At 72.2% G+C, this 24,182-nt stretch carries 21 protein-coding genes and 2 tRNA genes; 3 read left to right on the top strand and 20 right to left on the bottom strand.

What is annotated here, in order from left to right; all coding sequences use genetic code 11:
* Nucleotides 1-20: 20 nt before the first annotated feature.
* The 4 genes from JK363_RS16190 to JK363_RS16175 all read right to left on the bottom strand — a co-directional run bounded on the left by JK363_RS16190 (nucleotide 21) and on the right by JK363_RS16175 (nucleotide 2,188).
* Nucleotides 21-93, bottom strand: a tRNA-Ala gene (locus JK363_RS16190).
* 102 nt (nucleotides 94-195) lie between these two features.
* Nucleotides 196-429, bottom strand: coding sequence for a hypothetical protein (locus tag JK363_RS16185; RefSeq protein WP_176183008.1), 234 nt, complete (start codon nucleotides 427-429; stop codon nucleotides 196-198).
* Nucleotides 430-434: 5 nt separating this feature from the next.
* Nucleotides 435-593, bottom strand: a complete 159-nt coding sequence (locus JK363_RS16180; protein WP_201875593.1) for a hypothetical protein — start codon at nucleotides 591-593, stop codon at nucleotides 435-437.
* Nucleotides 594-670: 77 nt separating this feature from the next.
* The gene (locus JK363_RS16175) at nucleotides 671-2,188 is read right to left on the bottom strand and encodes an MFS transporter (RefSeq protein WP_201875592.1); all 1,518 of its coding nucleotides are present in this window, start codon (nucleotides 2,186-2,188) and stop codon (nucleotides 671-673) included.
* A gap of 180 nt (nucleotides 2,189-2,368) precedes the next feature.
* Between JK363_RS16175 and JK363_RS16170 the strand changes: the two genes are divergently transcribed.
* A complete protein-coding gene (locus tag JK363_RS16170) occupies nucleotides 2,369-3,310 on the top strand; it encodes a helix-turn-helix transcriptional regulator (protein WP_201875591.1) in 942 nt (313 codons plus the stop codon).
* A gap of 74 nt (nucleotides 3,311-3,384) precedes the next feature.
* Here JK363_RS16170 and JK363_RS16165 read toward each other — a convergent pair.
* From JK363_RS16165 to JK363_RS16135, 7 genes are all read right to left on the bottom strand, one after another.
* Nucleotides 3,385-3,457 (bottom strand) — tRNA-Ala (locus JK363_RS16165).
* A gap of 72 nt (nucleotides 3,458-3,529) precedes the next feature.
* Nucleotides 3,530-4,171: a histidine phosphatase family protein gene (locus tag JK363_RS16160; RefSeq protein WP_201875590.1), complete on the bottom strand. Its 642-nt coding sequence runs from the start codon at nucleotides 4,169-4,171 to the stop codon at nucleotides 3,530-3,532.
* Between the two features lie 8 nt (nucleotides 4,172-4,179).
* A complete protein-coding gene (gene rsfS, locus JK363_RS16155) occupies nucleotides 4,180-4,623 on the bottom strand; it encodes a ribosome silencing factor (RefSeq protein WP_201875589.1) in 444 nt (147 codons plus the stop codon).
* Nucleotides 4,624-4,785: 162 nt separating this feature from the next.
* Complete coding sequence (locus JK363_RS16150) at nucleotides 4,786-6,558, bottom strand: LCP family protein (RefSeq protein ID WP_201875588.1); 1,773 nt, start codon at nucleotides 6,556-6,558, stop codon at nucleotides 4,786-4,788.
* A gap of 13 nt (nucleotides 6,559-6,571) precedes the next feature.
* Entirely contained in the window at nucleotides 6,572-7,183 is a 612-nt protein-coding gene (gene nadD / locus JK363_RS16145; RefSeq protein WP_176183002.1) for a nicotinate-nucleotide adenylyltransferase, read from the bottom strand.
* 59 nt (nucleotides 7,184-7,242) lie between these two features.
* Nucleotides 7,243-7,404, bottom strand: a complete 162-nt coding sequence (locus tag JK363_RS16140) for a hypothetical protein (protein WP_201875587.1) — start codon at nucleotides 7,402-7,404, stop codon at nucleotides 7,243-7,245.
* Nucleotides 7,405-7,521: 117 nt separating this feature from the next.
* Nucleotides 7,522-7,674: a hypothetical protein gene (locus JK363_RS16135; RefSeq protein ID WP_201875586.1), complete on the bottom strand. Its 153-nt coding sequence runs from the start codon at nucleotides 7,672-7,674 to the stop codon at nucleotides 7,522-7,524.
* A gap of 104 nt (nucleotides 7,675-7,778) precedes the next feature.
* Between JK363_RS16135 and JK363_RS16130 the strand changes: the two genes are divergently transcribed.
* Nucleotides 7,779-8,939 (top strand): M48 family metallopeptidase, encoded by a 1,161-nt coding sequence (locus JK363_RS16130; protein WP_236075822.1) that lies wholly within the window; start codon nucleotides 7,779-7,781, stop codon nucleotides 8,937-8,939.
* A gap of 159 nt (nucleotides 8,940-9,098) precedes the next feature.
* Here the strand turns inward: JK363_RS16130 and JK363_RS16125 are convergent, their stop codons facing one another.
* The 5 genes from JK363_RS16125 to proB all read right to left on the bottom strand — a co-directional run bounded on the left by JK363_RS16125 (nucleotide 9,099) and on the right by proB (nucleotide 14,685).
* Nucleotides 9,099-10,181: an SCO2583 family membrane protein gene (locus JK363_RS16125; protein ID WP_201875585.1), complete on the bottom strand. Its 1,083-nt coding sequence runs from the start codon at nucleotides 10,179-10,181 to the stop codon at nucleotides 9,099-9,101.
* 389 nt (nucleotides 10,182-10,570) lie between these two features.
* Nucleotides 10,571-11,209 carry an SCO2584 family spore wall biosynthesis protein gene (locus JK363_RS16120; RefSeq protein WP_307821741.1) on the bottom strand — a complete coding sequence of 213 codons (639 nt, stop codon included), beginning with the start codon at nucleotides 11,207-11,209 and terminating at the stop codon, nucleotides 10,571-10,573.
* A 106-nt stretch (nucleotides 11,210-11,315) separates the two neighbouring features.
* A complete protein-coding gene (locus JK363_RS16115; RefSeq protein WP_201875583.1) occupies nucleotides 11,316-12,614 on the bottom strand; it encodes a glutamate-5-semialdehyde dehydrogenase in 1,299 nt (432 codons plus the stop codon).
* A gap of 91 nt (nucleotides 12,615-12,705) precedes the next feature.
* Nucleotides 12,706-13,188, bottom strand: a complete 483-nt coding sequence (locus JK363_RS16110; RefSeq protein ID WP_201875582.1) for a DUF8830 family protein — start codon at nucleotides 13,186-13,188, stop codon at nucleotides 12,706-12,708.
* Between the two features lie 327 nt (nucleotides 13,189-13,515).
* A complete protein-coding gene (gene proB / locus JK363_RS16105) occupies nucleotides 13,516-14,685 on the bottom strand; it encodes a glutamate 5-kinase (protein ID WP_307821740.1) in 1,170 nt (389 codons plus the stop codon).
* A 300-nt stretch (nucleotides 14,686-14,985) separates the two neighbouring features.
* Between proB and JK363_RS16100 the strand changes: the two genes are divergently transcribed.
* Nucleotides 14,986-17,073, top strand: a complete 2,088-nt coding sequence (locus JK363_RS16100) for a CDP-glycerol glycerophosphotransferase family protein (protein ID WP_201875581.1) — start codon at nucleotides 14,986-14,988, stop codon at nucleotides 17,071-17,073.
* 309 nt (nucleotides 17,074-17,382) lie between these two features.
* Here JK363_RS16100 and obgE read toward each other — a convergent pair whose 3' ends face one another.
* The 4 genes from obgE to JK363_RS16080 all read right to left on the bottom strand — a co-directional run bounded on the left by obgE (nucleotide 17,383) and on the right by JK363_RS16080 (nucleotide 23,970).
* The gene (gene obgE, locus JK363_RS16095) at nucleotides 17,383-18,816 is read right to left on the bottom strand and encodes a GTPase ObgE (protein ID WP_201875580.1); all 1,434 of its coding nucleotides are present in this window, start codon (nucleotides 18,814-18,816) and stop codon (nucleotides 17,383-17,385) included.
* A gap of 202 nt (nucleotides 18,817-19,018) precedes the next feature.
* Nucleotides 19,019-19,276, bottom strand: a complete 258-nt coding sequence (rpmA, locus tag JK363_RS16090; protein ID WP_176182992.1) for a 50S ribosomal protein L27 — start codon at nucleotides 19,274-19,276, stop codon at nucleotides 19,019-19,021.
* A 14-nt stretch (nucleotides 19,277-19,290) separates the two neighbouring features.
* Nucleotides 19,291-19,611 (bottom strand): 50S ribosomal protein L21, encoded by a 321-nt coding sequence (gene rplU, locus JK363_RS16085; protein ID WP_201875579.1) that lies wholly within the window; start codon nucleotides 19,609-19,611, stop codon nucleotides 19,291-19,293.
* A gap of 261 nt (nucleotides 19,612-19,872) precedes the next feature.
* On the bottom strand, nucleotides 19,873-23,970 hold the full coding sequence (locus JK363_RS16080; protein ID WP_201875578.1) for an Rne/Rng family ribonuclease: 4,098 nt from the start codon (nucleotides 23,968-23,970) through the stop codon (nucleotides 19,873-19,875).
* Nucleotides 23,971-24,182: the final 212 nt, after the last annotated feature.

The raw sequence follows: 24,182 nt of genomic DNA, 5'->3' as shown, positions 1-24,182 counted from the left end.
AGTCCGTCTCCTGGTAACTGTGGAGCTAAGGAGAATTGAACTCCTGACCTCCTGCATGCCATGCAGGCGCTCTACCAACTGAGCTATAGCCCCAGGTCTTGCTCCGCCCGGCTCGCCGCGGCGGCATCGCCTACATTACACGGACGCCCCGGGCTTCCGCCAAATCGATTGCCGCGAGGCCGGAGCAGGGCCGGGTTACGCCGTCGCGAACGAGTAGAAACGCTTGAGCGTGCAGTGCTCGTCGAGGAGCCGACCGTAGATCGGCTCCCCTTCCAGCTCCCGGTAGGTCTCGATGGGATCGCCCTTGATGATCAGCGCCCGTGCGCACTCCGCGCACCAGTACTGGTAGTCGGAGTTGAGCGGCTCCATGTCGCGGACGATCGGTGTGCCGCTGCCGCACCAGTCACATTTCCGGCTGTGTGCTCCCATGTCACTCAGCTCCAGCTGTGGCCGCAGGCCGTACACACGTAGGAAACACCGCCGTTGTCGCCGAGGACCTGAGCCACTTTGCCGGAGCCGCAGGACGGGCATGCGATGCCCGGCCGATCCGCGTCGGAAAGGTCCTCGATCGCATCGAGGATGCTGGTCGGCATCCCACCTGCCCTCCCCATCGGACTGTCGGCCCCTGCCCCTCCGGCCGTCCGATTCTGCCATGGGACGACGCCCCAGGTCAGCGGAGATGCCTCACCCGCCTCACGAGACTCAGCAGCGTTCCGCATGCTGCCGCCACGGCCAGTGCGACGCAGGTCACCCACAGGGCGTCCGCCGAGGCATGCGCTCCGGGCGCGGCACTGTCCGCCGCGTTCAGGAACACCGTGCCGAAGACCGCGACTCCGCTCAGCAGACCGAGTTGAGCCGCCGTCACCAGAACGCCGCTGGCGTCCGCCGCGTCCTGCGGCCGTACAGTCGCCAACGTCCGCGTCAGGACGGGGCTGTAGGCGAGCGAGAGGCCCGCTCCGGCGCCCACCAGGACGACGTAGAGCCACGGGCCGCCGTCGCCGCCGTGCCGCAGCGCCAGACCGAGCCCGAGGAACGACACGGCCGCCAGCGTGAATCCGGCCGGTACCGCGACCGCCTGCCAACGCACCGGCAGCCGCTGCCAGTTGAGTCCCAGCACGCCGAACGCCGCCGCCGTGGGCACGAAGGTCAGTCCGGCCCGCATCGCGCTGTAGCCCAGCCCGCCCTGCACATGCAGGGTGGTGACGAACAGGAAACCCGCGTTCGTCGCCATCGCCAGCACGATACGGAGCACCGCCACCGCCATTCCGGGCGCCCGCACCACGCGCGGGGAGATCAGCGGCCTGCCGCCGCGCCGGGCCAGCCGCGCCTCGTACGCCGCGAACAGCCCCGCCACGACCACGCTCAGCCCCAGCATGATCCAGCCCCACAGCGGCCAGTCCCACTCCTGGCCGAGCACCATCGGCACCGTGAACAGCAGGACCGCCGCGGCCAGCAGCACCAGACCGGGCAGATCCAGGCCGTCCCGGAGCGCGGTGGCCGGGCCGCGCGGCGCCTCCTCCGGGGAGTGCATCAGCCGCGGTCCGAGAACGAGCAGCAGCAGCCCGATCGGCACGTTGACCAGGAAGACCGGACGCCAGCCCGTGCCCATCAGGTCGGCCTCGACCAGCACCCCGCCCACGATCAGCCCGGCGGCGGCGCCGGAGGCGAGCACCGCGGAGTACGCGCCGAGCGCCCGCGCCCGCGAACTGCCCGTGTACGTCCGCTGGATGAGGCTGAGCACCTGCGGCAGCATCATCGCCGACGCCGCGCCCTGGACGAACCGGAAGGCGATCAGCTGCCCGGTGCTGCCGGCCAGCCCGCAGGCGAGCGAGGCGGCGGTGAAGGCCGCGAGCCCGGACAGGAACATCCGCCGGTGGCCGAGCAGGGCGCCCAGCCGCGCCCCGGTGATCAGCAGGACGGCATAGGAAATCGTGTAACCGGCGATGACGAGCTGGAGTCCGGCGCCGGAAGCGTGCAGATCGGCGCGCATGGTCGGCGCCGCGACATTGACGATGAAGACGTCGAGCACGGCCATGAGCTGGCCGGTGAGGACGATGGCGAGCAGCCAGCCGGGGCGCGCGGTCCGCCGCGCGGCCGGGGCGGCGCCGGCCGGGATGTCAGTGGGGTGGCCTTTACTGGTCGCGGAGTCCTCTGCGGGGAGAGGGGTGGTCGGGGTGGTGTGGGTCATGAACCGAGCCTGCGGGCGCGCCGATACCGGTAACGAGAGCCCGCCGATGCTGGTAGTGGCAGCACCTGGCAGCCTCCGGCCGCCACCGGGAGCATGGAGGACCGGCCCCCCGCGCGGAGGCCGTCACGGGAGTCGCCGTCACGGGGGACGGCGCCGCCACGGGGGACATGGGGAGCGACGATGGCCGTGAACACCGCACAGCACCGGCAGGCCGCCCAACGACGGCGGCCCGAGCTGGCCGCCTTCCTGCGCAGCCGCCGCGCCCGGGTGACCCCCGCGGACGTGGGGATGGCGCCCGGGCTGCGCCGCCGCACCCCCGGGCTGCGCCGGGAGGAGGTCGCCCAGCTCTCCGGCGTCGGCGTCACCTGGTACACCTGGCTGGAGCAGGGCCGCCCGATCAACGCGAGTGTGCAGGTGCTGGACGCGATCGCGCGCACCCTGCGGCTCGACCGCGCCGAGCGCGAGCATCTGTACCACCTGGCCGAGGTGCCGTACGTCCCGGACCGGACGCGGGACACGCATACGGTCAGCCCCGAGGTGCAGGGCATCATCGACGCGCTCGACCCGCTTCCGGCCGTGGTCTACAACGCCCGGTACGACATCCTGGCGTACAACGCCGGTTACCAGCACCTCTTTCCGTCGATGCTGCTCCCCACCGCCCCGTCCGAGAGGAACGTGCTGTGGCAGCTCTTCGTCAATCAGCGCTGCTGCGTCTCGCTGCTCAATCTCGACGAGGAGCTGCCGGTCATCGTGGCGACGCTGCGCGGCGGGTACGGACGGCATGTGGGCGAGCCCGAGTGGGAGGAGTTCCTCGCCCGGCTGCTGGCCGCCAGCGACCACTTCGCCCGGCTCTGGCGCACCGGGGACGTCGCCCCGCCCGGTGCGCGGATCAAGGTGGTGCAGCACGCCTCGGTCGGCGAGATACGGATGCTCTCGACGTCGATGCAGATCAGCGGCGCGCCCGAGACCCGGGTCGTGGTCTACACCCCGGACGACGAGGAGAGCCGGGGCTTCCTGGAGCGGCTGCGGGCCATTCACGACCCGCTGATCGGCTGCTCCGCCCATGCCCGCCCGCTCTCCGCGATGCGGGCCGAGCGTGCTCAGCGCGCCAAGCGGGCCTGACGGGCCGGGAAACGGGCCGGGAAAAGCAGCGATCCCGCCACCCTCGGAGAGGGGACGGGATCGGTGCGGTGCTGTGGAGCTAAGGAGAATTGAACTCCTGACCTCCTGCATGCCATGCAGGCGCTCTACCAACTGAGCTATAGCCCCGCTGTTCTTTGCGCCGGAGCGCTTCGAACGAGAAGGAGCATAGCCGGTGACCTGCCGGAAAAGGAAATCCGCTCAGTCGTCGTCGCCGAGCACCGGCTCGGGCAGCGATCCGGCGTTGTGCTCCAGCAGCCGCCAGCCGCGCACTCCCTCGCCCAGCACCGACCAGCAGCAGTTGGACAGACCGCCCAGCGCCTCCCAGGTCCGGGGCTCCAGACCGAGCAGCCGGCCGATGGTGGTGCGGATGGTGCCGCCGTGGCTGACCACCACCAGCGTGCCACCGTCGGGCAGCTTCTCGGTGCTCTCCAGCACCACCGGGGCGGCCCGGTCGGCGACCTCGGACTCCAGTTCGCCGCCACCGCGTCGCACGGGCTCACCGCGCTTCCACGCGGTGTACTCCTCGCCGAACTGCGCCATGATCTCGTCGTGGGTGAGCCCCTGCCACCGACCGGCGTAGGTCTCGCGGAGCGAGGCGTCGTGGGAGACCGTCAGCCCGGTGACGGCCGCCAGCTCGGCGGCGGTCGCCGCGGCCCGCTTGAGGTCGGAGGCGACGATCGCGTCCGGCTTCAGCGCGGCCAGCAGCCGGGCCGACCGGCGCGCCTGCGCCGTCCCGGTCTCGGTCAACTCGATGTCCAGGGAGCCCTGGAAGCGGCGCTCGATGTTCCAGGCCGTCTGGCCGTGCCGCCACAGGACAACGCGGCGGCCCCGGCCGCCCATGGTGCCGTTCAGCTGAGCTCACCGCCGACCGGGCCGCCGTCGGCCGCCCGCGCCTGCGCGTACTCCTCCGCCTTGCCCCGGGTGGCGACGGCGTCGGCCGGGAGCTCCAGCTGCGGGCAGTCCTTCCACAGCCGCTCCAGGGCGTAGAAGACCCGCTCCTCGCTGTGCTGGACGTGCACCACGACGTCCACGTAGTCCAGCAGCACCCAGCGGGCCTCACGGTCGCCCTCGCGGCGCACCGGCTTGGCGCCGAGCTCCTTGTTCAGCCGCTCCTCGATCTCGTCGACGATCGACTTCACCTGGCGGTCGTTGGGCGCCGAGGCCAGCAGGAAGGCGTCGGTGATCGAGAGCACATCGCTGACGTCGTACGCGATGATGTCGTGCGCGAGCTTGTCGGCGGCTGCCTGGGCGGCGGCGTTGATGAGCTCGATGGAGCGGTCCGTGGCGGTCACAGGCAAGCTTTCGGTCGTTGTCGTACCTCGAAGGTCTGGCACCCCAAGGGTCTCACGCCCCGCCGCCGCCCCGCCGGGCCGATATCCGGCGGTGGCCCGACAGCGCCGCGGCGGCCGCCCGGAGGCGGCCGCCGCAACGGTCCGGTGAAGGGGTCCGGGCGTTCAGCCCTTGCCCGTGTAGTCCTGGCCGAGGACGACCGTGATGTCCGCGTTGGCCGCGCCCTTGCCCTTGCGCACCGCGCTCGAGGGCAGGCCGAGCGTCTTGGCGACCTCCTTGGCCTGGGCCGCCTGGGCGGCCTCGGCGTAGGTGACCCGCGAAGCCGTCTGCGGGGTGCCCTTGCCCTCGGTCGCGGAGACGACCGTAAAGCCGCCGTTGACCAGCGTGACCCGGGCCGAACCGGCCGCGTCCGCGGTGCCGCCCGCGTTGGTCACGCTGACCCGCGGGGTGTCACCGCCGGTGTTCTTGACCGTTCCGCCGAGGATGTCCTTGACCACATGGTCGGTGGCCCGGGTGCTGAGCGTTCCGTCCTGCTGGACCGGCAGCATCGCGGTGTTGTAGTCGCCGCTCTTCGCCTGCCCGGCCAGCCGGGCCAGCGAGGCGCCGAGCTGCTGCTCCGACAGCGACGGATCGGGGATCTGGGCCAGCGACTCCACGGTGTTGGTGGCGCCCTTCTCATCGCTGGAGAGCTTCTTCAGCGCCGCGTGCATGACCTGTCCGAACCGGGCCAGCTGCTTGGTCTGGGGCTCGCCCGGCGCGCGATAGGTGGCGTACGCCACAGCCGCCTGCCCGCCCAGAGGCTGATCCTGGCCCTTCTTCACCAGCGGAGCGGCGTCCTTCTGCCGGTCCGGCACGGTCGCGTCGGTGGTCACGGTGATCCCGCCGACCAGCTCGACCAGGTTCTCCAGATACGGGGTGTCCAGCCGCCAGGTGCCCTGGATCTTCGAGCCCAGCAGGCTGCTCAGGGACTCCCGGGTGGAGTCCGAGCCCTCGTCGGTGACCGACTTGCCGAGCGTGGTGGAGCCGCCCTCCTCGGTGGAGACGGACAGCGCGTTGGGCAGCAGGACGGTGGTGCCCTTCTTGGTGGTCTCGTTGTCCACCAGCAGGGCGGTGGAGCTGCGGCCGCCCTTGGTCTCGCGCAGATGGACCACGATCACATCGCGCTGCTGCGGACCGCCCGCCGCCTGGTCGGCGTTGCCGGCGGACAGACCGGGCAGCTTGCCCACGGCCCAGAGGTAGCCGACCCCGCCGGCGGCCACCAGGACCAGCACCACGATCAGCGCGACCGTGCGGTTGCGGCCCTTGCGCTTGCGCTCGTCGCGCCGCTCGGTGCGGGTCTCGGCGAACTTCAGCCAGTCGATGACATCGTCGGTGTCCTCGTCCTCCTCCTCGATGAAGGAGAACTGCTCGGTGCGGTAGTCCTCGTCGTGCTTCTTCGCCTTCGCCGCCCCCGGCCCGCGGCCGGGCTCCGGTTCGGCGGGGGGCTCGGGGCGCGACTCCCGCAGCGCCTCGGGGCTCAGCTCCTCATAGGGGTTCGACTCGCGCTGCGGCGGCACGGTCGGCGTGTAGCCGTAGCCGTAGCCCTGCTGCTGGGGGTCGTACGCGTACTGCTGCTGCCCCGCGTACGGGTCGTACGGCTGGGCCTGGGGGTGCTGGGCCTGCGGGTGCTGGGACGCCTGGGGATGCCGCGGCTGCTGCGCCTGCGCGTAGGGGTCGTAGCCATAGCCGCCCTGCCCCTGCTGCCCGCCCTGGGGCTGCCCCTGCCCGTACGGGTCGTAACCCGGCTGCGGGTCATAGGTCTGCTGCGGGTCATAGGTCTGCTGCCCCGCCTGCGGCTGGTAGACCGGACGCCCATAGGCGTCATAGCCGTGGATCCGCGGCTCCTGGGCGTACGGATCCTGTGCGTACGGGTCGTACGGGTCCTGTCCGTCATTCACCGGGCATGCCCCTTCAGCAGTCGTGCCGGTACAGCTCGCGCTTGTCGATGTAGCGCACCACACCGTCCGGCACCAGATACCAGACGGGTTCGCCATGGGCGACACGCGAGCGGCAATCCGAGGACGAGATCGCCAGCGCGGGCACCTCGACCAGGGATACCCCGCCCTCCGGCAGACCCGGGTCGGCCAGTATGTGCCCCGGCCGGGTCACGCCGATGAAGTGGGCGAGCGAGAACAGCTCTTCGGCGTCGCGCCAGGTGAGGATCTGGGCGAGCGCGTCCGCGCCGGTGATGAAGAACAGATCCGCGTCACCGTTGGACGCCCTCAGGTCCCGGAGGGTGTCGGTGGTGTACGTCGGTCCGCCGCGGTCGATGTCGATGCGGCTGACCGAGAACTGCGGATTGGAGGCGGTCGCGATGACCGTCATCAGATAGCGGTCCTCGGCCGGGGAAACCTTCTTGTGGCTCTTCTGCCACGGCTGCCCGGTCGGCACGAACACCACCTCGTCGAGATGGAACTGCGACGCCACCTCGCTCGCCGCGACCAGGTGTCCGTGGTGGATCGGGTCGAACGTCCCGCCCATCACACCGAGCCGCCGCTTGCCGGGCACCTTCTGCTCTTCCATGCGTGCAGACCCTACTGGGCCCGGTCCGCCACCGGAGCCCACAGGGTCCACGGCCCCGGTCAGCGGTCCCGGTTGAAGCGGGTGGTGATCCACAGCAGCAGCAGGAGGAGGACGAGCGCGCCGCCACCGGTCATGTACGGGCTGATGCTCGCATGGGTGTCGGTGTGGTGCTCGCCGCCTTCGGAGGCGAGGGTGGCCAGGGCGTGTGCGGTGCTGTTCATCGCAGGCACTACCTATCGGGGTCTAGGCGTCGAGTCACGTCGGCCACATCGTATGCGAGCCGGATTTACGCGCTGCTCTCCGTCCTGCGTTCAGCCACGGCGCCCGGTCCGGTGGCATCAGTCCTGCTTGCCGTATCCGCGCAGCAGGAACCAGGCGAGCAGGACCGCGCCCACCACACCGACGACGATGACCGTGCGCAACAGCGCTCCCGGTCCGGCGTCCTTCGAGGTGGCGGCGAGCACTTCGGTGAGGCCAGTCATATCGGGCATGTCTCCACGCTAACGCCCCGCCGGTCAGGGCCTAGGCTGGGGTCGGCCGGGGGACGCGGCAGTACCGAGACAGTCCGGCGGAACATCGGCAACGAGGGGGCCACATGGGCGACAACGGCAGCTTTGGACAGGGCGGGCAGGAACGGATGCCGAGCCGCAACCGGCGGCGGTTCCCGGGCATCTCCTCACGCGCGTACGAACATCCCGCGGACCGCTCGGCCCTGGTCGCCCTGCGCAAGCTGACCGGTTTCGACACCGCCTTCAAGGCGATGAGCGGACTGCTGCCCGAGCGCAGTCTGCGGCTGCTGTACCTGTCCGATTCGGTACGGGTGAGCGACCGGCAGTTCGCACACCTCAACGACATGCTACGGGACGCCTGTTACATCCTGGACCTCGAGAAGGTCCCGGCCATGTACATCACTCAGAACCCGCAGCCGCAGGCGATGTGCATCGGCATGGACGAGCCGATCATCGTGCTGTCCACCGGGCTGGTGGAGCTGCTCGACGAGGAGGAGATGCGGGCGGTCATCGGCCACGAGGTGGGCCATGCGCTGTCCGGCCACTCCGTCTACCGGACGATACTGCTCTTCCTCACCAGCCTGGCGCTGCGGGTGGCCTGGATCCCGCTGGGCAATGTGGCGGTGCTGGCCCTGGTGACGGCGCTGCGCGAGTGGTTCCGCAAGTCGGAGCTGTCGGCGGACCGGGCGGGGCTGCTGGTGGGCCAGGACCTCCAGGCGTCGATGCGCGGTCTGATGAAGCTCGCGGGCGGCCACCATCTGCATGAGATGAACGTGGACGCGTTTCTGGAGCAGGCGGAGGAGTACGAGTCGAGCGGGGACCTGCGCGACTCCGTGCTCAAGATCCTCAACATGCTGCCGCGTAGCCACCCGTTCACCACGGTCCGCGCGGCCGAGCTGAAGAAGTGGGCCGCCACCCGTGACTACCAGCGGCTCATGGACGGTCACTACCCGCGACGCGACGAGGACAAGGACACCTCGGTCAGCGACTCCCTCCGCGAGTCAGCGAACCACTACGCGGAGTCGGTGCGCTCCAGTAAGGACCCGCTGATGACGTTCGTACGGGACGTGGCGGGCGGGGCCGGGGACCTGGGCAGCAAGCTGCGCGACCGGTTCACCGGCGGCGGCCGGACGGGCGGGGAGACGTCCGAGGGCTCGGGCCCGGAGGACGCCCGGCCCGAGGAGAGGCGCGAGGACGGACCTGAGGGCGGACCTGAGGGCGGCACCGACACCCCGCGCCGGGACTGAGCGCGCCGGAGGCGCCCCGCAGAAGGCCCCGCGCGGCCCTCGCACGGCCCTCGCACGGCCCTCGCACGGCCCTCGCACGGCCCTCGCACGGCCCTCGCACGGCCCTCGCACGGCCCTCGCACGGCCCTCGCACGGCCCTCGCACGGCCCTCACGCGGCCTTACGAGCCGCCACCCATACGGGGCTGGGAGCCGGGCGTCAGGGCGCCGCAGAGCGAAACGGTGGTCCGGCCCGGCGCGTAGGGGTCGGTGCCGCCCGGGGCGTCGCCCTTGGCGCTCTGCCCGGCGAGCAGCGGCCGCAGATAGCCGGAGGCGTTCGCCGCACAGGTCTGCGGACCCGCCAGCACGGCGCTCTGCACCAGCTCCAGATGGTGGTCGCGCAGATCCTCGCGGTCGAATTGGAACCGCGTCTCGCGACGCACGGTGAACAGCGAGGCGTGGTCCGGGCCGCGCTCATGGGCCCGCTGTACCGCGTAGACGAAGATGTGGTCGGCGGTGACCTCCAGGCTGGCCGGGCTGCGCTCGGCGAGGGTGAGCGTGCCCTGCACCCGCACCGGGGTGTCCGCCAGGGCGACCTCGGCCGGGTTGAAGCGGGTGAGCCAGCCGGTGGCGGCATGGCGTCCGTCGTCCACCGGGTGTTCGAAACTCTGATCGAACTGATCCTGCTGGGCCGGGTCCAGCAGCAGCCGCACCGACCGCACCGGGCCACCGGTGAGCACGCCCGGATCGAGGGCCGAGGTGACCACGTACTCCTTGGCGATGGTGAGCGCCGACATCACCTGGCTCTCGGAGAAGCTCTGGGTGCGCCGCGCCCCGGGCAGGGTGACCCCCTCGGCGCCGGTGCGGAACTCGGCGGCCGGGCTGTTGCGGAACAGCTCCGCCGGTGCCCCGCCGGGCACCTCACCGCGCGGCGCCAGCGGCACCACACTGCTGTGCAGCGGCTCGACGGTCTGCGGCGGCGGGGCCTGGTAGGGGTGGCGCACACCCATGTAGACGGCCGCGGCGAAGGCGAGGGCGATCAACAGGATGAGGATGACGGCCTGCCGCGACGCCCCGGCCCGGGCCCAGGCATGGCGGCTGCGCACCGCCTGCGCATGCTCGCCCATGCGCTCCTTGGCGGAGAACTCCTGGAGCCGGGCAGCGCGAACGAACGACTCGTCGAACACGACGGAGCGATACTCGTCCTCACCACCTCCCGGGACGCCGTCGGGTGTCCCCTCGGGAGGGTCTCCACGCCCGGTCATACCTCAAGAGTAGGTCGCGGCGGGCAGCGGTAAACGCGGTGGTACTCCACAACTTCGGACGGCTCCGGGAGGAAACGCCGCATACCGCGCGGCATGCTAGGCCCTGTCCGGTGGGTCTTTGAGGAGTAGCCCGCGGCGTCTGGTGAGGGGGCACCTCCCAGCGTTAGCTGGGGGAGGATCGCAAGGCGGAGGATCGCCCTCGTACTGGGCGTACTCGGGCGACTCCGACAACGCAGCCGGGGGCACCTCCCAGCGTTAGCTGGGGGCGCGGTGCCAGGCGTCGCGGGCCCGATGAGATCCACCGGACAGGGCCTGGGGCCTGTCTGCGCTTGTGTGCAGAAGGGGCCGCCTGCTCCCGACGCCTGGCACGGCACCGCACCAAGGAGCGCTCAGGGCGACCGGGGCGCGGTGGAGGCGGGCGGCGCCTCGGACTCGGCCGTGGAGGACGCCGAGGGCTCCAGGCGCGGCGGCCCGGTGGGGCTGCCGTCGACACCGCTGGTGGCGGGTGGCGGGGCCGGGTCCTGGCGGTTGCTCGAGGCGCCCCGGTAGACGGCGGTGAAGGCCAGCGCGACCACGCCGACGCCCATGAGGACGGCCAGCAGCCAGGCCACCGGGCGCTGCCAGCGGGCATGGCCGCGATAGGGGCGCCCGGCGCTGCCGTACCGCCCGTAGGGGCCATACGGGCCGTAGAGGCCGTCCATGTCCCGGCCGTGGCCGAAGCGGCCGTCAGGGTCGGTGCCCTCGGGGTCATAGCCGAACTCGGCCTCGCCGTCCGCGCCGTAGCCGTCCTCGAACAGCTCGTCCTCGGAGGGCACCCCGGCGGGGCGCCGCCGGGACGCTTCCGCTTCGGCGCGGGCCTCGGCCGCGGCCAGTATCCGTTCCACCGCGGTCGGTTCATGAATCAGGGCCGACCGTACGAAGTCCTCGTCGAAGACCACGGCGGCGAACTCGTCGTTCGCCTCTCCGTGGCTGCGGTCGTCGGGCTCGTCGCCGTTCGGGAACGGCGTGCCCCCCACGTCGTCCGGCACCCATTCAGAGTAGACCGGACGGGTCAATTTGGGCAGGGCAAAATGGTATTCGGGGGAAGATCCACCCCAGCGGGGCATGGAATCGGGTATCCCCCGAACGGGTGAGTCAGCGGGTGTGTCCGTCTCCGGTGACGATGTATTTGGTCGAGGTCAGCTCGGGAAGTCCCATGGGACCGCGGGCGTGCAGCTTCTGGGTGGAGATGCCGATCTCGGCACCGAAGCCGAACTGCCCGCCGTCGGTGAACCGGGTGGAGGCGTTGACGGCGACCGTGGTGGAGTCCACCAGCTGTGTGAAGCGGCGGGCGGCCGCCTGGGAGGTCGTCACGATGGCCTCGGTGTGACCGGAGGACCACAGCCGGATGTGGGACACCGCGGCCTCCAGGGAGTCCACCACCGCCGCCGCGATGTCGTACGACAGGTACTCGGTCTCCCAGTCGTCCATCACCGCCGGGACGACGGTGGCCTTGGCGCCCTCCGCCAGCGCCACCACGCGCTCGTCGCCGTGCACGGTGACCCCGGCCTCGGCCAGCGCGTCCAGGGCGCGCGGCAGGAACTCCCGCGCGATGTCCCGGTGCACCAGCAGCGTCTCGGCCGCGTTGCACACACTCGGCCGCTGGGCCTTGGAGTTCACCAGGATGTCGACCGCCATGTCGAGATCCGCCTGCGCGTCCACGTACACATGGCAGTTGCCGGTGCCGGTCTCGATGACCGGGACGGTGGATTCCTCGACGGTGGTGCGGATCAGGGACGCGCCACCGCGCGGGATCAGCACATCGACCAGACCGCGGGCGCGCATCAGCTCGCGCACCGACTCCCGGCTCTCACCCGGCACCAACTGCACGGCGTCCGCGGGCAGTCCGGCGCCGCCGACGGCATCCCGCAGGACCTTCACCAGCGCGCTGTTGGAGTGGTACGCGGACGAAGAGCCGCGCAGCAGTACGGCGTTGCCCGACTTCAGGCACAACGCGGCCGCGTCCACCGTCACATTGGGCCGGGCCTCGTAGATGATGCCGACGACGCCGAGGGGCACCCGCACCTGGCGCAGGTCGATCCCGTTGGGGAGCGTCGAACCGCGCACCACCTCGCCGACCGGGTCGGGCAGCGCGACCACGTCCCGGACGTCCGAGGCGATGGCCCGCACCCGCTCGGGGGTAAGGGTCAGCCGGTCGACGATGGCGTCGCTGATGCCCGCCGCACGGGCCCGCTCCACATCGACCGCGTTCGCCTCGACGATCTCCTTGGTGCGCACCTCGAGGGCGTCGGCCATGGCGAGCAGCGCGTCGTCCTTGAGGGCGCGCGGCAGCGGGGCGAGATCGGCGGCCGCGGCACGGGCCCGGTAGGCGGCCTGGAGGACCGGTGACTTCGGCCAGGGGTCGGTGAGCGGCGACGTGGGTGCGCTGGTCATGGGGGCAGCCTACTGAGCCGGTGGGCCCGATCTCGCCGCTATTCCGCTCTTCGAGACGGAGTTCTCGTATTCCGGGAGGGCACAGACGTCCTCAGAACGGATGCACACCCACCGGGGAGGCGGGCGGCGGACCGTAGCCCTCCGCGATCCGCTGGTGATACGTATCACGGTCGATGACCTCGAGCCCCACGATCTCCCATGGCGGGAGGTTGGCCGTCGAGCGGTGCTCGCCCCACAGCCGCAGCGCGACCGCCGCCGCGTCGTGCAGATCACGGGCCTCCTCCCAGTAGCGGATCTCGGCATGATCGTTGGCGTAGCGGCTGGTCAGCAGGAAGGGGTGATCATGGGCGAGCTGCTCCAGGGCCCGCCGGACCTCCCGCAGGGGCGCCTCGACGCCCGAGACGCTGAGGGTGATGTGCCACAGCCGGGAGGTCTCGACGCGCCCGGCGGCCCGCTCCGTGGCGGCCCCGGGCCCGGCCTCCGCGGCCGCCGTCCCGGTGTTGCCTGTTCCGACACTGGTCAGGGTGCGCTCCGCCGCCCCTCTGGGCGACGCCCCCGGGCGCCCTCGTCTCACCGGCGGCCTCCTGTAGCTCGCTGCTCCGCTCGTCCGCGGGCGGAGCACTAGTGGCGGTGTGGTTGACGGTCCGCGGCTTCCGCTTCCGCTCCGGGGCCGCCGCGGCCCGCCACGGGCCCGCTGCCCTCGCGGCCCCGTGGAACAAAGTTGACCAGCCCCGGCGGTGCCGCGGGGGCTTTTTGCACAAGGTCTTCAAGGAATGACTCGGACTTGTCGCGAATCCTCCCCCTCGCCCACGCCGCGCGCGGCCCTGGGGAGCCGGTGCGCGGGCGCCGGAAGCCCGGGCGCGCGCCCGCCGGCGCCCCCGGGGGCGCGGCCTCAGCGGCCTCAGCGGTCCAGCACCACCAGGTCGTCGCGGTGCACGACCTCGCGCTCGTAGGCGGGACCGAGCTCGCGGGCCAGCTCGCGGGTGGACCGCCCGAGCAGCCGGGGGATCTCCTTTGCGTCGAAGTTGACCAGCCCGCGGGCGACCGCCCGCCCCTCGGAGTCCCGCAGCTCCACCGGGTCACCGGCGGTGAACTCGCCCTCCACGGACGCGATCCCGGCCGGGAGCAGCGAGGTGCGGCGCTCCACCACGGCACGCACCGCCCCGTCGTCGAGGGTGAGGGCGCCGCGCGGCGTGGAGGCGTGCGCGAGCCACAGCAGCCGGTTGGCGGAGCGGCGGCCGGTGCGGTGGAAGTACGTGCCGGTACGGCGGCCCAGCAGGGCGTCACCGGCCCGGCTGGCGGAGGTGAGCACCACCGGCACCCCGGCCGCCGCCGCGATCCGCGCCGCATCGACCTTGGTGACCATGCCGCCGGTGCCGACCCCGGAGCGCCCCGCGCTGCCGATCGACACCCCGTCCAGGTCCTTCGGGCCCCTGACCTCCTCGATCCGGGAGGTGCCGGGGCTCCTGGGGTCTCCGTCGTAGAGGCCGTCCACATCGGAGAGCAGCACCAGCAGATCGGCCCGCACCAGATGGGCGACCAGGGCCGCCAGCCGGTCGTTGTCGCCGAACCGGATCTCGTCGGTGGCCACCGTGTCGTTCTCGTTGACGATCGGCAGCGCGCCCATGGCCAGCAGCTGGTCCAGGGTGCGGGTGGCATTGCGGTAGTGGGCGCGGCGGCTGGTGTCGTCCGTGGTGAGCAGCACCTGGCCGACCCGCCGCCCGTAGCGGGCGAAGGACGCCGTGTAGCGGGCCACCAGCAGCCCCTGTCCGACGCTGGCGGCCGCCTGCTGGCGGGCCAGGTCACGGGGGCGCCGGTCCAGGCCCAGCGGGGCCAGACCGGCCGCGATGGCGCCCGAGGAGACCAGGACTATCTCCTTGCCGCCCGCGGCCGCCTCCTGGTCCCCCGCCTCGCCCTCGAGAACCTTCGCGAGTACATCGACCAGCGCGTCGACCCGGTCCGCGTCCAGACCCCCCGCCGCGGTGGTGAGGGAGGACGAGCCGACCTTGACCACGATCCTCCGGGCGGCGGCCACCTCGTCCCGTGCCGCCGACCCGCCCTGCTCAGTCACTCCGCTCCCCTGCTCCGTCCCCGGCCTCGTCACGCGCCCGGACGCGGTCGTCACGCACCGTACGCCCCACAGAACGCATGCCTTGCACACTCATCATGACAAGGGGGCAATCTACGCCAGGCGCGCCCTCGCCCGCCTGCGCATTCCGCACCCCGGACGAGCCGCGAAAGCCCTCTCCGGTGATCGTTTGGACCCGGTTCGAGGCGGTTGGCACCCGCGCGGATTGCTACCGGGCCGGGCGGCGGCATACGGTCAGGGGTCCCCCTTTTCGTCCGTGCCCTCCTGCCAGGAGCCCTCCCAGTGCCCTCTGCCGGATTCGCCCCACGCCGGGTCGTACAGCTGACGGCGTTGCTCGCGATGGTGGTGTTCTTCACCACACAGCTCGTCGGCGCCGTGCTTCCGAACGTACCTCTCCTCATCGTCGCTTCGGCGTGCGGTCTCGCGCTCGATCTTTTCCTCCAGCACAAGCAGCCAGGGCTGCTGTCGCTCCTGGGCAAGGTCCGTTTCGACGTCACGGTGCGCCAGCTGTTCCGCGACATGCTCATCATGGTCGGGCTGCTGCGGATCGAGGGCATCAATCCGCTGCACGAGCAGGCGCCGCTCACGGTGGCCCTGCTCGCCTTCTACGTGGTGCACTTCGCGTGCCAGGCGGTGGCCATAATGGTCCGCCGCTCCCGGCAGCTGCCCTTCGTGACCCGCAACATCGACGCGTCCGCGCTGCGGCTGTCCGAGGCCCCGCCGCGGCTGTTCGCCCGCCAGCACGGCCGTCGGCTGCTGCGTCTGGCCACCCCGGTCACCGCCGGTCTGCTGGTCACCGCGGCCACCAAGAACGGCTGGTGGGGCGGTGCCGGTCTGGCGGTCGCGCTGCTGATCGCCCTCAGTGGCACCGTTCACCTCGGCACCTGGCTGCTGCCGCGCAAGCGGGTGGCCAACGAGGCCAAGGCTCTGGAGTGGCTGGACACCTGGCTGGCCGAGTACCGGCCGACCGTGGGCATGTACTTCTCCGGCGGCAACTCCTCCGCCTACCAGGCCAACATGTGGCTCTCCACGCTCGCCGCGCTCGACGGCAACCCGATCATCGTGCTCCGTGAGCGGTTCATGGTGCAGAAGATCGACGCCACCGATGTGCCGATCGTCTGCCTCCCGAAGGTCGCGCATCTGATGCGGCTGGAGCACTCCACGCTCAAGCTGCTGCTGCACCCGGCGAACTCCGGCAAGACCTCGCAGGTGCTGCGCATCCCCTCGATCAAGCACGCGTTCACCAACCACGGCGAGAGCGACAAGCTCTCCAGCTGCAACCCGTACGCCAAGGCGTACGACGAGGTGTGGGTCGCGGGCCCGGCCGCGCGCGATCGCTACCAGCTCGCCGACATCGGCGTCGAGGACAAGGACGTGGTCGAGGTCGGCCGTCCGCAGCTCGCGCCCATCCGCCCCCACGCGGGCGTGCCCACGGGCGAGTTCACCACCGTGCTCTACGCGCCGACCTGGGAGGGCTGGGACGGCAACCCCGGCAACACCTCGGTGGTGCTCGCGGGCGAGAACATCGTCCGCGCGCTGCTCGCCGACCCCAAGGTCCGGCTGCTGTACAAGCCGCACCCGATGACCGGCTCCGTCGACCCCCGCGCGGGAAGCGCCAACGAGCGCATCAAGGCGATGATCGCCGAGGCGAACACCCGGCGCGACGGGACCCGGCCCGGCCCGGAGGCCGCCGCCGAGCTGGCTCAGCGGGCGGATGAGCTCAACCAGCTCACCAGTACTTCCTTCCGCCCCAGCGCGGACGAGATCGAGCGGATGAAGATCCAGGGCGCCCCGGATGACAACCGCGCGGCGGGCGTCGCCGCGGCCACCGCCGCCTGGGAGAGCGCCTACTGGTCCTCGCTGCCGGACTGGGAGCACCAGATCATCACCGGCCCGCGTCCGGCGATCTTCACCTGCTTCAACCAGGCCGATGTGCTGATCAGCGATGTCTCCAGCGTGGTCTCCGACTACCTGACGAGCGAGAAGCCCTACGCCGTGGCGAACACCAGCGGGCTGTCGGAGGAGGAGTTCCGGGCGGGCTTCCCGACGGTGCGCGCCGCCACCATCCTCACCCCCGAAGCCTCGGGTGTCGGGGAGCTGCTGGAGGCCGTCCGGAACCCGGAGAAGGACACCCTCACGGCGGCCCGCGCCGAGCTGAAGGTGCACCTCCTCGGCCCGTCCGACCCGCCCTCGCTGGTGCGCTTCAACCAGGCATCGCTGGATCTGTGCGCCAAGGCCGACGAGCGCCGCGCCCGGATGGCCACCCGGCTGTCGGACGAGATCCCCGCGCAGCGGGAGGCCCGTGACGCGGCCGAGGAGATGGAGCTGGAGCCCGGCTCCCCGGAGCCGGAGGAGACGGCGACGGTCTGATCCCCGCAACGGATGCGCGAAGGGCCCGGGAGATTCCTCCCGGGCCCTTTGTCATGGGCTGCCGTCCCAGGCCCGCACAGCGCCGCACAGCGGCCGTACGGGCCCGGCTGCCAGGCCGCCAGGGTCCGTCTTCGAAGGGGGCGTCCGGCCGCGAGCGGCGTCTGGTGCGGTAACTCGCAAGGCGGAGGATCGCCCTCGTACTGGGCGTACTCGGGCGACTCCGACAACGCAGCCGGGGGCACCTCCCAGCGGTAGCTGGGGGCGCCGTGCCAGGCGTCGGGAGCAGGGCGGCCCCTTTGACGACGGGCCCTAGAACGGCTTGAAGGAGTCGAACTCCTCCTGGGCTTCGTCCCGCTCCGCCTCGCGCTCCCGGCGCCGCTGCGCGGCCGGGCGCGGGGCCTCGAAGCGGTGGTCCTCGCCGCGGCGGCCCAGCATCTCCGCGCCCGCGCTCATGGTCGGCTCCCAGTCGAAGACGACCGCGTTGTCCTCCGGGCCGATGACGACCTCGTCGCCCGCGCGGGCGCCCGCCTTCACCAGCTCCTCCTCGACGCCGAGGCGGTTCAGCCGGTCGGCGAGATAGCCGACGGCCTCGTCGTTGTTGAAGTCGGTCTGACGGACCCAGCGTTCGGGCTTCTCGCCCAGCACCCGGTAGAAGCCGTCCTCGGCCACCACCGTGAAACCCGCGTCGTCCACGGCCTTGGGCCGGATGACGATCCGGGTCGCCTCCTCCTTCGGCTTGGCCGCGCGCGCGTCGGCGACGATCTTCGCCAGGGCGAACGACAGCTCCTTGAGGCCGAGATGGGCCACCGCCGAGATGTCGAAGACCTGGTAGCCGCGGGCCTGAAGATCAGGGCGGATGATGTCGGCGAGGTCCTTGCCGTCGGGCACGTCGACCTTGTTGAGCACCACAATGCGTGGCCGGTTCTCCAGACCGCCGTACTGGGCGAGCTCCGCCTCGATGACGTCGAGGTCGGTCACCGGGTCGCGCTCGGACTCCAGGGCGGCGGTGTCCAGGACGTGCACCAGCACCGAGCAGCGCTCGACATGGCGCAGGAACTCCAGGCCCAGGCCCTTGCCCTGGCTGGCGCCGGGGATCAGCCCGGGGACGTCCGCGATGGTGTAGACGGTCGAACCGGCCGTGACCACACCGAGGTTGGGCACCAGCGTGGTGAAGGGATAGTCGGCGATCTTCGGCTTGGCGGCCGAGAGCACCGAGATCAGCGACGACTTGCCCGCGCTGGGGTAGCCGACCAGGGCCACGTCCGCGACGGTCTTGAGCTCCAGGACGATGTCCTCGGCCTTGCCGGGCTCGCCCAGCAGCGCGAAGCCGGGGGCCTTGCGGCGGGCCGAAGCGAGGGCGGCGTTGCCGAGGCCCCCGCGGCCGCCCTGGGCGGCGACATAGGTGGTGCCCTGGCCGATGAGGTCGGCGAGGACGTTGCCCTGCTTGTCGAGGACGACGGTGCCGTCCGGGACCGGCAGGACCAGATCCGTGCCGTCCTTGCCGGAGCGGTTGCCGCCCTCGCCGGGCTTGCCGTTGGTGGCCTTGCGGTGGGGGCTGTGGTGGTAGTCGAGCAGCGTGGTGACCGACTGGTCGACGACCAGGATCACATCGCCGCCACGGCCGCCGTTGCCGCCGTCCGGGCCGCCCAGCGGCTTGAACTTCTCGCGGTGCACGGAGGCGCAGCCGTGGCCTCCGTTACCCGCGGCGACATGCAGCTCGACGCGGTCCACGAAGGTGGTCATGACGGGTGCCTCCAGGGGTGTACGGAACGGGGTGGGTGGTGGTCAGGGTCGCGGCGGGGCCGGTCCGGCGCCCCATGGGCCGCCCATGGGGCCCGTCGGCGCTCCCCCGCACCCGTCAACGCACCAAGGGCGGACCCGCTTCCCCGTCACGGGAAAGAGCGGTCCGCCCTCGGAAAGGTGTGTGGTGTCGCGCCGGGGCTGATTACTCAGCGACCGGAACGATGTTCACGACCTTGCGGCCACGGTGGGTGCCGAACTGCACCGCACCGGCGGCCAGCGCGAACAGCGTGTCGTCGCCGCCGCGGCCGACGCCCGTGCCCGGGTGGAAGTGCGTGCCGCGCTGGCGGACCAGGATCTCACCCGCGTTGACGGTCTGGCCGCCGAAGCGCTTGACCCCGAGCCGCTGGGCGTTGGAGTCGCGACCGTTCCGAGTGGACGATGCGCCCTTCTTGTGTGCCATGTCTCCTCAGTCCCTTACTTCGCAGCCGAGTCGATGCCGGTGATCTTCAGCGCGGTGTGCAGCTGGCGGTGGCCGATGCGCTTGCGGTAACCGGTCTTGTTCTTGTACTTGAGGATGTCGATCTTGGCACCCTTGTGGTGGTCAACGACCTCGGCGTGGACCTTCACGCCGGCCAGCACCCACGGGTCGCTGGTGACGGCGTCGCCGTCGACGACGAGCAGAGTCGAGAGCTCGACGGCGTCGCCGACCTTGCTGTCGGACATCCGGTCGACCTCGATGACATCGCCCACGGCCACCTTCTGCTGGCGGCCGCCGGTGCGCACGATTGCGTACACGCGGTTCTCTCTCTCGTTCGTAGACGGGACCTCTGATGCCAGCCGCTCCACATGACCCTCCGCGGGTCATGACAACCGAGTGATTCCTTGCGACGGACCGTCGCTTGCGATTCATCTGCGGCCGAGCGGCCTCTCCCGACGGAGCGGGAGGGATCTGCTCAGGGGTTTGGCGTACAGACGCCGAGGGTCAAGGCTACCAGAGCCCGCCAGGGGCACCTGCTCGGGTGAGGAGGCGCCCCTCGCGGGCCGGTGACGTGGCCGTTAGTCGTCGGCGGCGGCCGAAACCGACTGCGGCATCTGCTGCTCCGCCGCCGCGGTCTTCTTCGACGCCGACTTCTTGGCCGTGGTCTTCTTCGCGGTCGTCTTCTTGGCCGTCGTCTTCTTGGCCGCGGTCTTCTTCGCCGCGGTCTTCTTGGCGGCCGTCTTCTTCGCCGGTGTCTTCTTGGCGGCCGTCTTGCGCGCGGTCTTCTTCGCCGGCGCCTCGGTCACCGCCTCACCGTCGGCCGGTGCGGCCTCGGCGGCCACGCTCCCGGTCCCGGACGCGGGGGCCGCCTCCGGCTCCGCCGCGGACCCGGCGACGACCACCACGGCCGCGTCCTCGGCGCCCGTCGGCGAGCCCGCGGGGGCGGACACCTTCCGGGTCACCCGGCGGCGCGTACGCGGCGCGGGAGCCTCGGCGGCCTCCGGGGCGGCAGCGGGTGCGGGCACCTCGGCCGTGGCCGCGGCGGGCTGCTCCGGCTCCACCGCCTTCGCGGCCTTCCCAGGCCTCTCGGGGGCTTCCTTCTGCTCGTCCGAGCCGACGACCACCACGGCCTCGCGCTGTGCGGCGGCCTTCGGGGCACCCGCCGGGGCGGACGCCTTCCGGGTCGCCCGGCGGCGGGTACGGCCACGGGTGGCGGCCGCCTCGGCCTCGGCGGCGCTGCTGTACAGCTCCTCGTCGGCCGCGAAGACCGGCTCCGGCAGCGCCGTGGGCGCCGCGGCCTCGGCGGCGGCCTCCTCGGCCGCCTCGACGAACGTCTCGCCCTCGGCCTCGGCTTCGGCCTCCGCCTCGGCGGCGGCCCGCTCCTGCTCGGGCACTTGCTGCCCGCCGCCCCCGGCCTTCTTCTTCTTGCGCTTGCCGCCACCGCCGCCGACCGACGTGGGCTGATCCATGTGGACGATCACGCCACGGCCGTTGCAGTGCACACAGCCCTCGGAGAAGGACTCCAGCAGCCCCTGGCCGACCCGCTTACGGGTCATCTGCACCAGACCCAGCGAAGTGACCTCCGCCACCTGGTGCTTGGTGCGGTCCCGGCCCAGGCACTCCAGCAGCCTGCGCAGCACCAGATCGCGGTTGGACTCCAGCACCATGTCGATGAAGTCGATCACGATGATGCCGCCGAGGTCGCGCAGCCGCAGCTGGCGCACGATCTCCTCGGCCGCCTCCAGGTTGTTCCTGGTGACCGTCTCCTCCAGGTTGCCGCCCTGGCCGGTGAACTTCCCGGTGTTGACGTCGACCACGACCATCGCCTCGGTCCGGTCGATCACCAGCGAACCGCCGCTGGGCAGCCAGACCTTGCGGTCCAGCGCCTTCATCAGCTGTTCGTCGATCCGGTAGGTGGCGAAGACATCGACGTCCGAGGTCCACTTCTGGAGCCGGTCGGCGAGGTCGGGCGCGACATGCGCGACATAGCCGTGGATGGTCTCCCAGGCGTCGTCACCGCTCACGATGACCTTGGAGAAGTCCTCGTTGAAGATGTCGCGGACGACCCGGACGGTCATGTCCGGCTCGCCGTAGAGCAGCGACGGGGCGTTGCCGCTCTTCGCCTTCTTCTGGATCTCCTCCCACTGCGCCTGGAGGCGCCGGACGTCGCGGGCGAGCTCCTCCTCGCTGGCGCCCTCGGCGGCGGTGCGCACGATCACGCCCGCGTCCTCGGGAACGATCTTCTTCAGGATCTGCTTCAGCCGGGCCCGCTCGGTGTCGGGCAGCTTGCGGCTGATACCGGTCATCGAGCCCTCGGGCACGTACACCAGATAGCGGCCGGGGAGGGAGACCTGGCTGGTCAGCCGGGCGCCCTTGTGCCCGATCGGGTCCTTGGTGACCTGGACCAGCACCGACTGCCCGGACTTCAGGGCGGTCTCGATCCGGCGCGGCCCGTTGGACAGGCCCAGCGCCTCGAAATTCACCTCGCCCGCGTACAGCACGGCGTTGCGGCCCTTGCCGATGTCGACGAAGGCGGCCTCCATCGACGGCAGCACGTTCTGGACCTTGCCCAGGTAGACATTGCCGACGTAGCTGCTGGCCTGCTCCTTGTTGACGAAGTGCTCGACGAGGACGTTGTCCTCCAGCACCCCGATCTGGGTCCGCTCACCGCTCTGCCGGACCACCATGACCCGCTCGACCGCCTCGCGGCGGGCCAGGAACTCGGCCTCGGTGATGATCGGCACCCGGCGGCGGCCCTGCTCGCGGCCTTCGCGGCGGCGCTGCTTCTTGGCCTCCAGGCGGGTCGAGCCCTTGATGGACTGCACCTCGTCGGCGCCCGTACCGGACTCGGCTTCCTGTTTGCGGGGCTCACGGACCTTGACGACGGTGCGCTCCGGGTCGTCACCGCCCGCCTCGACATCGACGTCCCCGCTGCGACGGCGGCGACGGCGGCGACGGCGGCTGCTGCTGGAGCCCCCGGCGCCCTCCTCGGCCCCGGCGTCCTCCTCGGCCCGGCCGGTGCCGGACTCCTCGGCGCCCTCGCCCTCGGCGGCGGTCTCGTCCTCGTACCGCTCCTCGCCCTCGCCGCCCTCGGCACGCCCCTCGGCGCCCTCGGTGTCGGCGGCCTCGCCACGGCGGCGGCGACGGCCACCACGGCGACGGCGGCGGGCCGGGCGGTCACCCGTCTCCTCGTCGCCCCGCTCGTCCTCGGCCGGCTGCTCCTCGGCCTCGGCCGGCTCGGCGGACTCGGTGGGCTCCTCGGCCTCCGTGCGCTCCTCGACGGGCTCGCCACGGCGGCGGCGACGGCGGCGGGTGGGGGCCGCGGCCTCGGCGGCGGGCTGCTCCTCCTCGGCCTCGGTCGCGGTGTCCTCGTCCTGGACGGCCGCGGCCGCGGCGGCGGCGGCGCTCTCCGGGGTCTGGAACACCGGCTCGGTGAAGACCGGCGCCTGGAACACGGCCGTCGGCGGACGTGCGGCCCGGCGGCGGCGCGGCGCGGGCTCCTGCTCGGGCTCCGCCTCGGCAGCCTCGGTCTCGGCGGGCGTGGCCTCGGTCTCGGCGGCGGCCGCCGCGCGGGTCGCCCGGCGGCGGGTACGGCCGCGCGGCGCCTCCGCGGACACCGCGGCGGTCTCCTCGGCGCTCTCGCCCTCCTGCTCCTGCGCGGCGGAGGTCTCGGCGGCCTCCGGCGCACCGGACGGAGCCGTGGCCTTGCGGGTGGCCCGACGGCGGGTCCGCGCGGGCGCGGTCTCGGCCTCGGCGGTCTCCTCCGCGGGGGCCGCCGCCTCGGGCTCCGGCTCCGGCGCGACCGCGGACGTCTCCGGCTCGGCCGTCCGCGGCCCACCGGCCGGGGCGGTCGCATGACGGGTGGCGCGGCGGCGGGTACGGCCGCGCGGTACCTCCTCGGCCGGTTCGGCCGGGGCGTCGGCTGCGACTGCGGCTGGGGCAGTGGCCTCCTCACCACTGCCACCAGCGGCCGCCGTAGCCGACGCGTCCTCGTCGGCCGACCGCGGAGCGCCCGCCGGAGCGGTCGCCTTACGGGTCGCACGGCGACGCGTCCGGGCGGGCGGCGCGGGCTCGGAAGCGGGCTCGGAGGCAGACTCGGCAGCGGCCTCGGCGGGCTGCTCCTCCGCCGCCACGACCGTCTCGGCGGCCTCCGGCGCACCGGACGGAGCCGTGGCCTTGCGGGTGGCCCGACGGCGGGTCCGCGCGGGCGGCGTGGCCTCGGTGACCGGCTCGGAAGCGGGCTCGGCGGCGTCAGTGGTCTCCGCGCCCGGTCCGGCATCGGCGGCTACGACCGTTTCGGCGGCCGCGGGCGATCCGGCCGGAGCCGTGGCCTTGCGGGTCGCACGGCGGCGGGGCCGGGCGGGGGCGACGGCGGAATCGGCCTCCGAGCCGGACGCGGCGGCCAGGGCGGCCCCGGCGGCGACCGGCTCGGAGGCGGTCGCCTCGGCGATCTCCTCGGCCGGTATGGCCGGCACGGCGGGGGTGACGGTCTCTGCGTCGCTCACCGCGCCCACCGGCGGACCGGCGGGCCGGGAGGCCGCCCTGCGGCGGCGCGGCGGCAGGGTGTCGCTGGGGGTGCTGTCCTGGATGTCCCCGGGCGCGCCGATAGGGGGCGCGCTCTGTCCCAGGGGCTGGACAGGCTGGACAGGTTCAATCGGCTCAATCGGCTCGAGCATGCGGGCGGTTCTCCCGTCACGCTCCCGGGCGCCGCGCCTGCTTCCGGCCGCAGCCGCGCGGTGCGCGGGTGCCGCCGTCCGGGGCGCGGGCGCCGCACGGGAGCTGTCGTCTCGCTCGCCGGGACCGGACATGGCCGGGACCGGCGAAAGTCTCCTGGTCAGTGCGCCAGCCGGACCCGGGTGGCTCCCAAGTGCATCGGCGGCGCATCGAC

The organism is Streptomyces coffeae (assembly GCF_016741875.1).
GTDB classification, from domain to species: Bacteria; Actinomycetota; Actinomycetes; order Streptomycetales; family Streptomycetaceae; genus Streptomyces; species Streptomyces coffeae.
The sequence above is the reverse complement of the archived record's forward strand: the minus strand, read 5'-3'. Positions and strand labels throughout refer to the sequence as shown.

Coding starts and splice junctions, on each gene's coding strand:
- JK363_RS16185 (WP_176183008.1), bottom strand. CDS start 429: ATGGGAGCACACAGCCGGAAATGTGACTGGTGCGGCAGCGGCACACCG.
- JK363_RS16080 (WP_201875578.1), bottom strand. CDS start 23,970: ATGCTCGAGCCGATTGAGCCGATTGAACCTGTCCAGCCTGTCCAGCCC.
- nadD (WP_176183002.1), bottom strand. CDS start 7,183: ATGGAAGAGCAGAAGGTGCCCGGCAAGCGGCGGCTCGGTGTGATGGGC.
- obgE (WP_201875580.1), bottom strand. CDS start 18,816: ATGACCACCTTCGTGGACCGCGTCGAGCTGCATGTCGCCGCGGGTAAC.
- JK363_RS16175 (WP_201875592.1), bottom strand. CDS start 2,188: ATGACCCACACCACCCCGACCACCCCTCTCCCCGCAGAGGACTCCGCG.
- JK363_RS16115 (WP_201875583.1), bottom strand. CDS start 12,614: ATGACCAGCGCACCCACGTCGCCGCTCACCGACCCCTGGCCGAAGTCA.
- rpmA (WP_176182992.1), bottom strand. CDS start 19,276: ATGGCACACAAGAAGGGCGCATCGTCCACTCGGAACGGTCGCGACTCC.
- JK363_RS16135 (WP_201875586.1), bottom strand. CDS start 7,674: ATGCCCGATATGACTGGCCTCACCGAAGTGCTCGCCGCCACCTCGAAG.
- JK363_RS16160 (WP_201875590.1), bottom strand. CDS start 4,171: ATGGGCGGCCGGGGCCGCCGCGTTGTCCTGTGGCGGCACGGCCAGACG.
- JK363_RS16170 (WP_201875591.1), top strand. CDS start 2,369: ATGGCCGTGAACACCGCACAGCACCGGCAGGCCGCCCAACGACGGCGG.
- JK363_RS16180 (WP_201875593.1), bottom strand. CDS start 593: ATGCCGACCAGCATCCTCGATGCGATCGAGGACCTTTCCGACGCGGAT.
- JK363_RS16125 (WP_201875585.1), bottom strand. CDS start 10,181: ATGACCGGGCGTGGAGACCCTCCCGAGGGGACACCCGACGGCGTCCCG.
- JK363_RS16140 (WP_201875587.1), bottom strand. CDS start 7,404: ATGAACAGCACCGCACACGCCCTGGCCACCCTCGCCTCCGAAGGCGGC.
- JK363_RS16130 (WP_236075822.1), top strand. CDS start 7,779: ATGGGCGACAACGGCAGCTTTGGACAGGGCGGGCAGGAACGGATGCCG.